The 14940-nt window shown below is 56.6% G+C and carries 9 protein-coding genes; 7 read left to right on the top strand and 2 right to left on the bottom strand.

Annotation, left to right across the window (positions count from 1 at the left end; genetic code table 11):
- Nucleotides 1-89 precede the first annotated feature (89 nt).
- The 3 genes from ABD890_RS14990 to ABD890_RS14980 all read left to right on the top strand — a co-directional run bounded on the left by ABD890_RS14990 (nucleotide 90) and on the right by ABD890_RS14980 (nucleotide 6936).
- On the top strand, nucleotides 90-2096 hold the full coding sequence (locus ABD890_RS14990) for an esterase/lipase family protein (RefSeq protein WP_345091135.1): 2007 nt from the start codon (nucleotides 90-92) through the stop codon (nucleotides 2094-2096).
- Nucleotides 2097-2461: 365 nt separating this feature from the next.
- Nucleotides 2462-5068, top strand: coding sequence for a PVC-type heme-binding CxxCH protein (locus tag ABD890_RS14985; protein ID WP_345091132.1), 2607 nt, complete (start codon nucleotides 2462-2464; stop codon nucleotides 5066-5068).
- Between the two features lie 98 nt (nucleotides 5069-5166).
- A complete protein-coding gene (locus ABD890_RS14980) occupies nucleotides 5167-6936 on the top strand; it encodes a hypothetical protein (protein WP_345091129.1) in 1770 nt (589 codons plus the stop codon).
- A 78-nt stretch (nucleotides 6937-7014) separates the two neighbouring features.
- Here the strand turns inward: ABD890_RS14980 and ABD890_RS14975 are convergent, their stop codons facing one another.
- Both ABD890_RS14975 and ABD890_RS14970 read right to left on the bottom strand, forming a co-directional pair.
- Entirely contained in the window at nucleotides 7015-8679 is a 1665-nt protein-coding gene (locus ABD890_RS14975) for a serine/threonine-protein kinase (RefSeq protein ID WP_345091126.1), read from the bottom strand.
- Nucleotides 8680-8691: 12 nt separating this feature from the next.
- On the bottom strand, nucleotides 8692-9270 hold the full coding sequence (locus ABD890_RS14970) for a sigma-70 family RNA polymerase sigma factor (RefSeq protein ID WP_345091123.1): 579 nt from the start codon (nucleotides 9268-9270) through the stop codon (nucleotides 8692-8694).
- Nucleotides 9271-9411: 141 nt separating this feature from the next.
- Here ABD890_RS14970 and ABD890_RS14965 point away from each other — a divergent pair, with 141 nt between their 5' ends.
- The 4 genes from ABD890_RS14965 (at nucleotide 9412) to ABD890_RS14950 (ending at nucleotide 14931) form a co-directional block, all read left to right on the top strand.
- Entirely contained in the window at nucleotides 9412-10983 is a 1572-nt protein-coding gene (locus tag ABD890_RS14965; protein WP_345091120.1) for a glycosyltransferase family protein, read from the top strand.
- A 101-nt stretch (nucleotides 10984-11084) separates the two neighbouring features.
- Entirely contained in the window at nucleotides 11085-11861 is a 777-nt protein-coding gene (locus tag ABD890_RS14960; RefSeq protein WP_345091117.1) for an HAD family hydrolase, read from the top strand.
- Nucleotides 11862-11867: 6 nt separating this feature from the next.
- On the top strand, nucleotides 11868-13148 hold the full coding sequence (locus ABD890_RS14955; protein WP_345091113.1) for a glycosyltransferase: 1281 nt from the start codon (nucleotides 11868-11870) through the stop codon (nucleotides 13146-13148).
- 49 nt (nucleotides 13149-13197) lie between these two features.
- Nucleotides 13198-14931 (top strand): alpha-amylase family glycosyl hydrolase, encoded by a 1734-nt coding sequence (locus ABD890_RS14950; RefSeq protein ID WP_345091111.1) that lies wholly within the window; start codon nucleotides 13198-13200, stop codon nucleotides 14929-14931.
- The last annotated feature ends 9 nt before the right edge of the window (nucleotides 14932-14940 follow it).

Here is a 14940-nt window from a genome sequence, read left to right as displayed (position 1 = left end):
GATGGCAAGAGCCTGAAATTGTCGCGCCGTGTCTCGAAGCCCATCCCAAATCGCAATATCCATGCGGCCTGGGTTGGCGACCCTGCGATATGACTTCAATCGAAGCGTACGAAGAAGCTGCCGATCGACTCGACGACGCGCGTCCCGATGCTTCATTCATTCAGCTTTGTGCCTTTGAGGAAGAAGTCGCCGCGCCGCCGCGCAAGCTGAACACGACCAGCCCCAATTCGGAAGCGATCCTCAGCCAGCCAGTCACTACCGGTACGCAGATGCCCAACAGCATCCCATACTCCGGCGAAGACATCGGTCGACCACCGGTTTCTGGAACTGGCCCACAATATATTGGCGAACCGCTCGAACCTGGTCCCGAGTTCTTCAAGAGCGATCTGCAAGAGGGCGAGTTCCTATACATGCCGGAGCTGACCGAGGAAGTTCCTCAATCGGAGCCTGCCGATATCCAGCTTCGCCAGGCCGAGTCGTACTACGCGATGGCCATCGATGCCGACAAACTGCACGACGAGTCGGCGATGAACATGTATCTCGATGCGGCGATCTCCGCCTATCGCTACATGGAACTTGCCCCGCCTCAACCGCAAACGAGCAAAGGTACATCGCGGGCATGGGAAGTTTATCACAGCTCGATCGCACGCCTGATCTTCATTGCCGATCGCACCGGCATGATCGATAAGCAAGTCGGTATCAAGCTGCCGGTCAACGGCGGCTATCGCATTGTGGAATTCGAGTACGCCAACTTCCAACGCACGGCCGAAGACTTCGATCACTGGCAAATCGTGGGCGACTATCAATCGAAGTATCTGCTCACCAAGCATCGCCAGCCAGGACTTGGTGTGCCGATGGTGGCGATTCGTGACCGAAAGAAGGCGGACAAATGGTATCCCGCGGAAGTCCCTTTCGCAGTGACGGGTATCTTGCGTCCGGAAAGCGAAGTCTGCCTCTACGATGCGACGACGGAAGCACCCGTTCCAGATGGAACCCACGTCGAGCAAATCGTGGCGAAGCTGGAACTTTACGATCCACGTTTCACCGGCGATGTTGAATTCAAGTGCCGTCAGGTCCCACTGGCGAAAGATACCACCGCGCCGTATGCCTACATGCTGAGCGAGACGCGTGGCGAATCGAAGTTGGCTGCCTTGCATCCGAGCCGAAACCTGGACGACCGCGGCTTGTTCATTCTCGAGCCGCACCGCAAAGGTAAGATCCCGGTGGTCTTCGTGCATGGACTGCTTTCAGCTCCGTACACCTGGGCAGGCATCGCCAACGAGATCGACAGCAATCCAGACCTTTCTTCCCGTTACGAAGTGTGGGGATTCTATTATCCGACCGGGGCTCCATTCCTGGAGACCGCGGCGGTTCTGCGCGAACAACTCGATCAGATCATCATGGAGATGGACCCCAGCGGCTTTGATCGCGAACTGCGAAACGTTGTTCTGGTCGGCCATAGCATGGGGGGACTTCTCGCCAAGCTTCAAGCAACCGACAGTGGCAACGTGTTGTGGGAACACACCGCGTTCCAGCCACTCAACACGCTCGACACGACACCGAAGATGAATGAGTATCTCCGGCGACAGTTCTACTTCACCCATTCGCCGCATGTAGGTCGCCTGGTCTTTATTGGTACGCCGCATCAAGGGACGTCGCACACTTCCAGTTCGGTCGGCCACTTCAGCGCGAAGCTGGTGCATCAAGATTCGTGTCTGCAAGAAGCCCACAAAGAACTGATCGACGACAACCCGGCCGCCTTCCGCAAAGAGTTCCGCCATCGCGTTCCGATCAGCCTCGACTTGATCAATCCCGACAGTTTGCTGCTGAAGGGCATCTATCGCTTGCCGATTGCTCCGGAGGTTCCCAGCCATACCATCCTGGGTTCCGGTTGGTGGTCGGTGCATGATGGTCGCAGCGATGGTGTCGTGCCGGTTTCGAGTGCTCGCCTCCCAGGCGTGCAGACTGAAATCATGGTCAATACGCAGCACACCCATCTCAACCGAGACGCTGGTACCGTGTGCGAAGTGCTCCGCATCTTACGCGTGCACGCAACGCGTCCGGCCTTCGCCGGTCCGCCGGCATCGGTTCGATAGGTCCGGTACCACCCCTTCAGCCCCTGAAAAACGTATCTTGAGATTTGCCCTCGCCGAAACCACTAGCCCCACGCATCGACTATATAACGCCGCCGATTCCCGCACTCTTGTCCGATTCGTTCTAACATGTCGGAAATGGACAAAGTCGAAATCCTCATCAAAACTTCCAACCGTTGCGGCGAGCGGGTTATAATCGGGAGGCCTATGGCCACCGAGCCGCCCACTCAGGGTAAGTCCTGGCCATTGCGAATTTCCTACCTCGCTTCGCTGGCGAAGTCACGGGCCTCCTTACCGGCCCCGCTCTTCGATTTCCCACCCGTTAGATAACGCCCCAATCTCTGTTACCCGTACATCACAGGAACGTCATGATTCGACCAACGTGTACCGCGGCCCTGCTCTTGGGTCTGTGTATGTCGCTGATCCATTCCTCTTCAGTGGAAGCGGCTGCCAAGCTGGAACTGAAGAAGGGAGACAAGATCGTTTATATCGGGAATACGCTGGCCGAACGGATGCAGTATTTCCCTCACTTTGAAACGCGTCTTCAGGCACGTTTCCCGCAGTTGAACCTGACGGTTCGCGACCTCGGCTGGTCGGCCGACGAACTGGACCTGCGTCCTCGCAGCAAAGACTTCAACGATCACGCCACGCGTCTGGACGATCACAAGCCCGACGTGATCATGGCGTTCTTCGGTTTCAACGAATCGTTCGCCGGCAAAGAAGGCCTGGCGAAATTTGAGTCGGAACTGGAAAAGTTCATCGACCACACCAAAAGCACCAAGTACGACGGCAAGAGCCCGACGCTGGTTCTCGTTTCGCCGATCCCGCACGAAGACCTGCACTCGCGGTTTTTGCCGGATGGCAAAGCCAACAACGACAACATCGCCCTCTACACCGAGAGCATGAAGAAACTGGCCGACAAGCATAATGTCGTCTTCGCGGATGTCTATGCACCGATGCTCGACCCAATGGCTGGCAACGACGATCTGACGATCAACGGCATTCACTTGAATGACGAAGGTTACCAGGTCTTTGGCAAGGTTCTGGACGAAGCCCTCTTCGGCCCGGCCCCAGCTTACAAGTGCGATCTGGCGACTCTCTATCCCGAAGTGAAGGAGAAGGACCTGCAGTTCTTCTACGATCACCGCGCGGTCAATGGTTACTACATCTATGGTGGCCGAAAGAATCCATTTGGCGTGGTCAACTTCCCTGCTGAATTCGCCAAGCTGCGAAAGATGATCGAGAACCGTGATCAGCGGATCTGGAAGGTTGCCAACGGCGAAACGGTTCCTGCTGAGATCGACGATAGCAACACGGGCGATTTCACCCAGGTCGAGACAAACGTAAACCGTCCTGTCGATATCTTCAGCCCGGAAGCCGAAGCGAAAACCTTCAAGCTGCCGGAAGGCTACGAGATCAACCTGTTTGCATCGGAAGTTGAATTCCCCGATCTGGAAAACCCAGTTCAAATGGCATTCGATTCCAAGGGGCGTTTGTGGGTCACCACGATGGAAAGCTACCCGATGTACCTTCCAGGCACGCCTCCGGACGACAAAGTGTTGATCCTGGAAGACACCGACAAAGATGGCAAGGCAGACAAGCAAATCGTCTTCGCCGATGGTCTGCACGTTCCGACCGGTATTGAACTGGGTGATGGGGGTGCTTATGTCGCCCAGCAACCCAACCTGATGTTCCTCGCCGACAAAGATGGCGACGACAAGGCGGACGAACGATCGCTGATTCTGCACGGCTTCGATACGGCCGACTCGCATCACTCGATCAGTGCGTTCACCTGGGGCCCAGGCGGTGATCTCTACTTCCAGGAAGGGACCTTCCATCACTCGCAGGTCGAAACCCCTTACGGTCCAGAACGAGTCGCCAACGCAGGTATCTTCCGCTACGAACCGTCGACCGAGAAGCTCGACATCTTCGTTTCGTACGGCTTTGCCAATCCATGGGGCCATACGTTTGATGACTGGGGCCAGAACTTTGTGGCTGACGCTTCCGGTGGTGCCAACTACTTTGGTGCGGCATTCAGCGGCGACGTGGTTTACCCACAGAAGCATGGTCGCTTGAAGCAGTTCCTCACCAAGCAGTGGCGTCCAACCGCTGGTTGCGAAATCGTTTCGAGCCGTAACTTCCCAGAGTCAGCCCAGGGCAACTACCTGTTGAACAACTGCATCGGTTTCCAAGGGATCCTGCAGTACAAGATGAAGGACGAAGGAAGCGGTTTCCATGCCGACCCGGTCGATCCGCTGCTGGTTTCGGAAGACACCAGTTTCCGCCCGGTCGACATTCAGTTTGGCCCGGACGGAGCGCTTTATATTGTCGACTGGTACAACCCACTAGTTGGTCACATGCAACACTCGTTGCGTGATCCGAAGCGTGACAAGCATCATGGTCGTATCTGGCGTATTCGTTACACCGGCAACGATCTGGTCAAAGAGCCGAAGATCGCCGATGCCTCGGTGCCCGAACTGCTGGACCTGCTGAAGGAACCCGAGTATCGCACCCGTTATCGTGTTCGCCGTGAACTGCGTAGCCACGATGGCAAGGAAGTTTCCGCTGCCCTCGAAGGCTGGTTGGCCGAACTCGACAAGAACGATCCGAACTACAGCCATCACCTGCTGGAAGCATTGTGGGTCAAGCAAAACCTAGACCTGGTTGACGCCGACCTGCTGAAGCGAGTGCTAACCGACGGTGACTTCCGTGCTCGTGCGGCTGCCACACGAGTGTTGTGCTACTGGCGTGATCGTGTCCCAGGTGCCCTCGACCTGCTGGAAGTTCAAGTCAACGACGAAAACCCACGCGTCCGTCTGGAAGCGATTCGTGCGTTGAGCTTCTTCGATGGAAGCGATGTTGAACGAGCCCAGGAAATCGCACTGCAGTCGCTGGTCCACGACCAGGACGAGTACCTCGAGTACACCTTCAAGGAAACGCTCGAGACGCTCGACAAGCGTGCCAAAAAGGACTAAGTCTGCGGCTTGATTGGCTAACCCATTCCGAGTCATCCTCGCCCAAGAGGATGACTCTTTTTTTCGATGGAACTCAATTTCCGATGAAACACTGCACCATGTTGAATCGATGGATTTTCCCTGGTCTCTTGATCGCCGCGACGCTTGTTCTGGCCACGCCTAAGGCGGCATTCGCTCAAGGAGCAACCGACGCGATGGTACGCCTGCTTCAAAGTGGCAAGCTGCCTGATTCCCGCGTCGGCACGGTGATCGGCATGATCGCCGAACGTGGCAACGAAGAGAATCTCGGCATCTTGTTTCAGGAAGCCACCAAGGCCGATGGCTTTAATCCACAGTTGAAGCTGGAAGCTCTTAGTGCCCTGAAGAAGGCAAGCGAAAGCCGCAATCTCGTTCCTGCTGGCGACCTGTCCGCTATCAGCGGCATGATCAGCAGCGAAGATCCGACGCTCAAAACACTCGGTATCGAACTGGCAGGGCTCTGGAAAGTTCAAGCCACCGCCGATACTCTCGCAGCGATTGCCCTGGCCAACGATCAGCCGCTGAAGCTGCGTCGGTTGGCGATCGACTCGCTCATTGAAACGGGCAGCGATCAAACGGCCGCGACGGTCGCCAAGCTGACCGACGCCAGCCAGCCGCTTTCGATTCGCTACGTCGGCGTTGCCGCGTTGACCAATATCGACATTCAACAGGCAGCCCAAGCCGCGGCCGAAGTGCTGGCCTCCGCCGATACGTCCACCGACCCTGCCGACATGATCGATGCCTTCCTCGCGGACACGAAAGGCCCCGATGCTTTGGCCGCGGCACTGAAAGACAAGATGCTCGATGGCGACGTTGCAAAGATGTGCCTTCGTCAGATGTACTCGGTCGGGCGTTCCGATGCCTCGCTGGTCGATGTGCTGAGCACCGCAGCCGGAATCGATAACAATCCGGACCCGCTGACCGACGAACAGCTTCAGTCCCTGGTCGCCAAGGTTTTGGAGAAGGGGGATCCGGCCCGAGGCGAAGACATCTTCCGCCGCAAGGAACTGAGCTGCCTGAAATGTCATGCGATCAGCGGCGCTGGCGGCCAGATCGGTCCTGACCTAAGTCCTGTCGGCGCGACGAGCCCGGTCGACTACGTGATCAACTCGATCCTCTTCCCAGAGATGGCCGTCAAAGAGGCGTACATCATGAAGACCATCGTCGACTACGACGGCAAGATGCACCAAGGCGTTGTCGTCGACGAGAACGACGATCGTGTTGTGCTGAAAGATGCCAACGGCAAGGAACTGATCATTCCGGCCAATGACATCGATCTCGAAAAAGAGGGAGGTTCGCTTATGCCGAAAGGCCTCGCGAACTTCCTGACCGAAGAAGAATTTCTCGACCTGGTTCGCTATGTCGCGGAACTGGGTAAGCCGGGTCCCTACGGTATCCGCAGCGAGCCGACCATTCAGCGCTGGCGTGTGCTGAAGGAAGTTCCCGAAGGCCTGCAAGGCGAAGCCAATCCTTCGACCGGCGAATTCGAATCGCAGATTCTTGGCCTGGGCGAAGACGCTTGGATGCCGGTCTACGGCAAGGTGAACGGCAAGCTTCCTCTGGCCGACCTGGCCGAGATCGAGAGTCCGATCCTTTTCCTGCAAGCAGAAATCGAAGTGGTCGAAGCCGGGAAGGTCGCGGTCAAGATGAGCCAGACCGCTGGCGTGACCGTCTGGATTATCGACGACGAGTTCAACGGCAGCGAACCGATCGTGGCCGATGTTCTGCCCGGACGTCACAAGATCACGTTCCGCTTGGATAAGCGTAAGTTGGAAGGGGACACCTTCCGAGCAGTCGTTACCAAGCCAAGTGATTCGACGGCTCAGTACACCGTGGTGGGCGGAAGCTAAACTGCTTCACGCAAAACCGTAGCCAACACGCAGGCCTATCTCAACCGGGGATGGCCTGCTTTTTTAGGCGCTGCGTTTCTAACCTTCATCCAGCGTGCGGCGAATTCGCCGCACGACGAAGTACTGAATCATCCCGAGGATTACGATCGACAACATCATGCAGGTCGCGTGATAGAAGTCGACAAACGCCAACGGTCGCAAGGTCGCTCCGACGATCACATGCGTCATGTAACCGATCCCAGCCAGCGTCATCGTGTAACCGACCAGGCCTTTCTCGTAGAGCGTCGCGCTTGCCGCGACCAGCAGCAAATAGACCAGCGACAACGGGCTGGCCGCACCATGCACCAGGAACAGCAGCCCGGTCAGCAGCACGAAATTCCAGGTCATCCACGAATAGATCGCCACGTTCCGCGTGCTGGGGCGTTCATACATTCGCTGAAAAAACCAGGCCGCCGCGGAAAAGGCGATCGCGAAACCAACCGAAGCGATGCGGAACCAAGGCCTCGCCGAGATTGGCTCTTGCAAAATGTAAGAGCTGATCGCGTGATAGGTGAAAAACAAAATCACGCAGGCCAGCGTGCTGGCCAGGCCTGGCTTGCGACGAGCCCAATAGACAATCCGTTCGCCGATGCCCAGCGGCTTGGCCCGGATAGGCTCGTGCCGAAGAAACGCCGCGAGATCCTCGGCAACATCTTTCATGCTGCGGTACCGCGCGGCAGGGGATTTGTGCATGCACTTCAGGCAGATCGTTTCAAGTGCCCGGGGAGCATGCCAATTCAGCTTGCGAGGCGGAACCGGATTCGCCGTGCAAATCTGGTCGATCGCGTCCAGCATGTTGTTGCCCGAAAAGGGTGGCTTGCCAGTCAGCAAGGCGTAGAGGATCGCTCCCAGGCCATAAATATCGGTGGCGTGATTGATCTGATCGTTGCGACCGGCGGCTTGCTCCGGGGCCATGTAGCCAGGCGAGCCCAGGATCTGCCCGGAGTAAGTCATTTCGGAATTGCCATCCATTCGTTTCGCCAGACCAAAGTCAGTGACGTGCGGGTTTCCCTCCGCATCGATTAAGATGTTGGATGGCTTCAAGTCACGATGAACGATCCCGACCGCATGGGCGTGCGCCATTGCCGAGGCAATCTTCAGCGTCAATTCCGCGATGGCTTCGGGGCTCATACCTCCTTCGCGGATAACATCGGCCAGGCTCCGTCCTTCGATGTAGCCCATCGAAAAGAAGTGCCGTCCTTGATGGTGCCCCACTTCATAGATCGGCACGATCCCGGCATGCGCGAGGTTCGCGGCGGCCTCGGCTTCGGCGCGAAAGCGTTGAATCTCGAGGGCCGAAGCAAACTGGCCCGACAGAATCATCTTCACCGCGACCGTTCGATCGGGCGATAATTGCCGAGCTTTGAAGACCACGCCCATACCACCTCGCCCCAGCTCTTTTAGAAGGTCGTAGCCAGGCAGTGTGTCGATGGTATCGAGTTTTCGCTTTGTCGTGCGTGTTTTTTCCGGATCGGCGTCCAGGTCGACCGTGGCCGGTGTCAGATCGTCGACCTTCAAGTGTTCGTGCACCGGCGAGTTGTCCAGTGCCGAATTGTCGTCAGCCGCCAACATACTGCGAAGTTCGTTCGCCAGGTCAGCACGATCAGAGAAGTGCGATTCTAACCAGCGATCACGATTTTCATCTGGCAGCAGCAAGGCTTGCTCGAACGCCTCGCATAGTCGTTGATAGTCTTCCGGGGTCATGCGTCGTCCGTCTTAACCTTCCGTGGCGGACGATCCACCTTCCAAGCGAGACATCAACCAGGCCTTGGCCAATCGCCAGTCGCCTTTGACGGTCGAAACCGAAACGTCCAGTGCGGCCGCCGTTTCTTCCACGGTCATACCTGCGAAATATCGCATTTCGATGATCTTGGCGTGGCGAGGATTCAACTTGGCCAGTTCGGTCAGCAGCTCATCCAGCTCGACCAGGTCGACATTTCCCTGCGGGTCGCCCGCGACGAGCCCTTCTTCCAGCGTGATTCGCTGGGCACCTTTGCCACGCTTGGCAGCGTTTTTCGTGCGTGCGTGATCCACCAGAATGCGACGCATGATATTTGAGGCGACCGCGCAAAAATGAGCCTTTCCCTTCCACTGCACTCGATTTTGATCGACCAGTTTCAGAAAAGCTTCGTGCACCAGGGCCGTGGCTTGCAGCGTGTGGTCGGCCCTTTCGTTGCGCATATGTTGACTGGCGATCCCCTTCAGCTCCTGATAAAGAACCGGCAACAGCTGTTCTGCCGCATCCGGATTCCCCTCAGAAAGGGAAGCGAGCAGGCTTTCAACGTCGTCGCTCATGGAGTTTTCGTTTTCCTGTTAGGGCAGAGAAGGGGGGCCCGGCTTGATTCTCAGGGCCACCACGTCTAGCTTAACAGTCGACAGGGCAGCCGAGAATGCTCTGCCGAGATTTGTTGGCCAGCCGGAAATCGAAGGATCGCGATGAACCTGGTAATCGTGCACCACCACCTGAATCGCGGCGGCGTTACCCAGGTGATATTGAATCACTTGCGAGCCCTGCATGAAGCAGGGGCTACTGAGGCGTTCGACCGTATCGTGGTACTTTACGGCGGCCGCAAGACTGGCTGGCCTGAGGACTCCGAGCCTGCTTTGGAAGGCATACAACTGGAAGTCGTTCCGAGCATTGACTACGACTCGGTCCTCCCCGCAGGCAGCCCCGATCCTTACACCGCCACCAGCGAAGCACTTCAGCGGCTCGATCTTACGCCGGATGAAACCATCCTCCATGTGCACAATCACACGCTCGGGAAGAATGTCGCCTGGCCGAAAGCACTCGCCCACCTGGCGAACGACGGCTATCGCATGCTGCTTCAGTTGCACGATTTCGCCGAAGACTTTCGCCCCGACAACTATCGCCGCCAGGTCGAGTTCTATGCCGAAAAGGGAAGCGGCATGGCTGGCGTTTACTTCCAGGCACCGCACGTCCACTACGCCGTGTTGAATTCGCGCGATCGTGAACTGCTGCATCACGCAGGCCTCGACGAAGCCAAGTTGGCCTGGCTCCCAAATCCGGTCGATCCATTCCCCGCTTTGCCGCATCGATCCGATGTCCGCAAGAAACTCGCGGACACACTCGGGGTCAAATCAACCGAGTGTTATGTCCTGTATCCCGTGCGTGGGATCCGCCGCAAGAACGTCGGCGAGATGCTGCTCTGGTCGGCGCTCACACCAGGTCCGGCAACGTTCGCGATCACACTGGCTCCGGTCAATCCGGTGGAACTGAAGCCCTACGAAAAATGGAAGGCACTCGCCGAAGAGTTGAAGCTGCCTTGCAAGTTTAATGTCGGCGGCGAAGGTGGTTTGACTTATCTCGAAAACCTGGCCGCGGCCGACGCGATTATCAACACCAGCGTGGCCGAGGGATTTGGTCTCGTATTTCTGGAAGCATGGCTGAGCGAAAACCTTTTGATTGGTCGCGACCTGCCCGAGATCTCGGCAGATTTCAAAGAAGCAGGCCTGCGGCTTGATAGCGTGTCGTCCGCCATGTGGATCCCCAAACGCTGCCCAATCGACGGCCGCTTGGTCTTTTCGGAATCGGCCTATCGCACGCGGATGCGGGAACTGTTCAGCCAGGTACTCGTTGACTTCGGCCAAGAAGAGCCTGACCTGGAAGACTTCGAACAAAAGCTGGACGAACGACTCGCGGAAGACTGGATCGACTTCGGACTGCTGACGGTTGAAGCGCAAACCGAAGTCATTCGTCAGGTCGCCAGCGATCCAGAGCTTGCCGCGGCGATCGTTCAAGAGAACGCTCACGTCATGCGTCCCCTGACCGAAGAGAACGTGAACTTCGATGCCACGATTCAAATTAACTCGCAAATCGTGTTGACGAAGTTCGGCCTCAAGGGGACCGGTCAACGCTTGCGAGAGCGCTACGAACTGCTGAAGAAACTAAACCCTGGCCCTGTCTCTTCGTTCAATGGGGCCAACAAGATCTTGCGACAACTGGTCGACATCAAACGATTTCAGCCAGTGCGATTGGAAAACGGATGAACTGGCTCTCGGATATCTTGCAGCGTAATTGTCAGCCCCTGGAACCGATCCCGACGGAACTCTCTGCCAACCTGAAGATCCTTCCTGATATTCAGGCGATCTTGTTCGATGTTTACGGAACGCTGCTGGTTAGCGGCAGCGGCGATGTCGGCACCGCCATGAGCATGACCAAGGGCAGTGCCTTGGAGGCGGCACTTGATGCCTGTGGAATCACCAGCAAGGTTCCCGCGGATGATCTGGTTGCGCGACTATATGCCGCCATCAAAGGTGATCACGAAGTTGCCACCAAAAGAGGCACTTCTTATCCCGAGGTCGTGATCGAGGAAATCTGGCAAAAAATTTTTGATGCCGCCATCGCTTCCCAACAAATCGAGGTCCCCCCCGATTTCGACGTAAAGCGATTCGCTGTCGAGTTTGAAACCAGGGTGAATCCTACCTGGCCAATGCCTGATTTCAGCGAGGTTCTGGGGACGCTGCACCAACGTGGCTATCGCTTGGGAATCATCAGTAACGCCCAGTTCTTTACGCCAAAAATTGTGGAATCGTTCCTGCAATCGTCACTTGAGGAAAATGGATTCCCCCCGGAGAACTGTTTTTTCTCGTACGAGCATCGCGTTGCCAAGCCTGGGACCGACCTTTATTCAGCCGCAGCGCGGAGTTTATCCGACCAGGGAATCGACGTGTGTCATATTTTGTATGTTGGCAACGATATGCTGAACGACGTCCAACCGGCGGCCCAAGTTGGCATGAAAACTGCTCTCTTCGCAGGAGACCAGCGCAGCCTGAGGCTGCGGAAGGATGACGCTCGAATGTTGCCAATACACCCTGATGTAACCCTCACACGACTTTCTGACATTTTGGCCTGTCTTCCGAGATAATTCATCATGAACATTCCTGAATTCACAGGCCACAATATTGGCTTTGTGGGGACTCGTTTCGCAGGCACCGACGGTGTGTCGCTGGAAGCTGCGAAGTGGGCCAAAGTGTTGTGGGATAACAAGCATGTCAGCTACTGGTACGGTGGGAAGATGGATACCAATCCAGACATCACCAGCCTGGTACCTCATGCCTATTTCGGTCATCCCGATATCCAGTGGATCAATCGAAGGATCTTCGGTACGACTACGCGCGATCCCGAGGTCTCGCGAAGGATCTTCGCCCTGGCCGAGTACCTTAAGCACACGCTGTACGAGTTCACCCGTCGGTACAATATCGAAGTGATGATCGTGCAGAACGCCTTGTGCATTCCGATGAATGTTCCGCTGGGTGTTGCCATCACCATGTTCATCGCTGAGACCGGTTTCCCCACCATCGCTCACCATCACGATTTCTACTGGGAACGCGATCGATTCTCGGTGAACGCGGTGGGCGACATCCTGTCGATGGCATTTCCACCGACGCTGCCATCGATTCAGCATGTGACGATTAACCTGCCGGGGCAGGCCGATCTGTCGCACCGTAAAGGTCAATCGTCGATCCTGGTCCCGAACGTCCTTAACTTCGAAGACCCTCCGGTCAACGACGACTATCCCCATAGTTTCAAAGAAGACATCGGCCTTTCGCCCAGCGATTACGTGATCTTGCAACCGACGCGTGTTGTGCCGCGAAAGGGGATCGAGCATGCAATCTCGCTGGTCAATTCGCTCAACAATCCTCAGTACAAACTGGTCGTGACCCACGAATCAGGCGACGAGGGTGACGAGTACATGAATGCCTTGCAAGAGATGGCCGATCGCCAGAACGTCGACCTTCGCTTCGTTGCCGACCGAGTCGGTGAAGAACGTGGCTTCGATTCCGAAGGCCGCAAGATTTACACGCTGGGCGACTGTTACGCAGCCGCCGACTTCATTAGTTATCCGAGCCTTTACGAAGGTTTCGGAAACGCCTTGATCGAGGCGTTCTATTTCAAGAAACCGATCCTGGTGAATCGCTATTCGATCTTTGTGACCGACATCGAGCCCAAGGGCTTCAAGGTCGTGACGATGAATGGCTATCTCACCAAGGACGTCGTCACCCAGGTTCGCAACCTGATGGAAGACGAAGCTTATCGCCAGGAAGTGGTCGAGCACAACTTTGAACTGGGCAAGCGTTTCTTTAGCTACTCGGTGCTCAAACGCAAACTGCGGGCCCTGGTGACCAACTTCACCGGTATGGACGATTTATAAAGCTTGTCGTGTGTTGGCCCCAGACGCGACAATCGAATAGGGAGGTTCCATGATCGGCACGTCAGAACAGCACGATACTCTTAAGATGCAGTTGACTCGCATGTATGGCGAGTCAACTGCCGACGTCGTTCTGCCGCGTATCGTTGAACTGCTGGAGTCGTACACCGCCAAGATCCCGGCCGCAAAACGTATCGGCTGGGACGAGACCGACGTCGTGCTGATCACCTATGCCGACCAGGTCTATGGTCCCGACAAGCCGCCGCTGGCCGTGCTCCGCGAGTTCCTGGTGCAGCATGGCTATCAGGACCTGATCAACACGGTTCACCTGCTTCCATTTTATCCGTACACGTCCGACGATGGATTCTCTGTCGTCGACTACAAGCAAGTCGACCCTGGTTCTGGCGACTGGCCGGACGTGGCTGGCCTGGCGGAAGATTTCAATCTCGCCTTCGACTTCGTGACAAACCACTGCTCGCAGAAGAACGAATGGTTTCAGAAGTACCTCGCCGGTGAAACACCTTACGAAGAGTTCTTCATCGACGTTGATCCCAGCACCGATCTAAGCGCCGTCGTCCGCCCACGAGCGTTGCCGTTGCTGACACCGTTTCCGTCGGCATCTGGCGAGAAGCATGTCTGGACAACCTTCAGCGCCGACCAGGTCGACCTGAACTTCGGCAGTCCCGAAGTCTTGTTGGCGATGCTCGATGTGCTGCTGTTCTATATCGAGAACGGTGCCCGCATTGTCCGCCTCGATGCGATTGCGTTCCTGTGGAAAACAATCGGCACGAATTGCCTGCATCTGGATGAAACGCATGAGGCAGTCAAACTGATGCGAACCGCAACCGAGATGGTCGCTCCGCACGTGCTGCTGCTCACCGAAACCAACGTACCGCATGCCGAGAACATCAGCTACTTCGGCCTGGCGGACGAAGCGCACATGGTCTATCAGTTCAGCTTGCCACCGCTGCTGTACGATGCCTACCTGAACGAAGATGCGAGTTCGCTCAACGAGTGGATGCAGTCGCTGTACGACATTCCTGCTGGGACGACTTACTTCAACTTCACCGCCTCGCACGATGGCATTGGGGTGCGCCCCTTGGAAGGGCTCGTTCCTTCGGAACGCCTCGATAAACTGGTCACCGCGACGCGCGATCGTGGCGGACTGGTTGGTATGCGAACGATGCCGGACGGATCGCAGAAGCCGTACGAGCTGAACATCACCTACGTCGACGCGATGGGCGAACCGGAAGGGTTCGGTCCTGAACTGCATGCGGCCCGTTTCCTGGCAACTCAGGCCATCATGTTGGCGATGAAGGGGATCCCAGGGATCTACTTCCATAGCCTGGTCGGCACGCAGAACCATATCACCGGCGTCGAAGAGAGCGGCATTCCACGCCGCATTAATCGTCGCAAGTTCGAGCGTCTGGAACTTGAGAACCAGATCTCGAAACCTGAATCACTGCAACAGCGCGTGTTCCACGGTTATCAAGCGCTGCTGAAGGCGCGAATCGCCCAGCCAGCGTTTCATCCCGATGGCCCGAGCGAAGTCTACGCGACCGGCAATCCGGCAATCTTTGGTTTCCTTCGTACGTCACCGGAGCGAGACCAAACGATTCTGGTTCTCGCGAACCTGACCGACAAACTGCAAAGCTTGCCCCTGAGCGATCCTAAGCTGAAAGAGCTGAAGTACGACGCGATCAGCGAATCGTTCGTCGTCGAGTCGCAAGGCATCACACTTGATCCTTACCAGGTCGTCTGGCTGACTGAGCCTGATGCAACGTAAGCGGCCCTT

Origin of the sequence: Bremerella cremea (genome assembly GCF_039541315.1) — a bacterium.
GTDB classification, from domain to species: Bacteria; Planctomycetota; Planctomycetia; order Pirellulales; family Pirellulaceae; genus Bremerella; species Bremerella cremea.
Note: the sequence above shows the minus strand (reverse complement) of the source record. Positions and strands in the feature narration are given on the sequence as shown.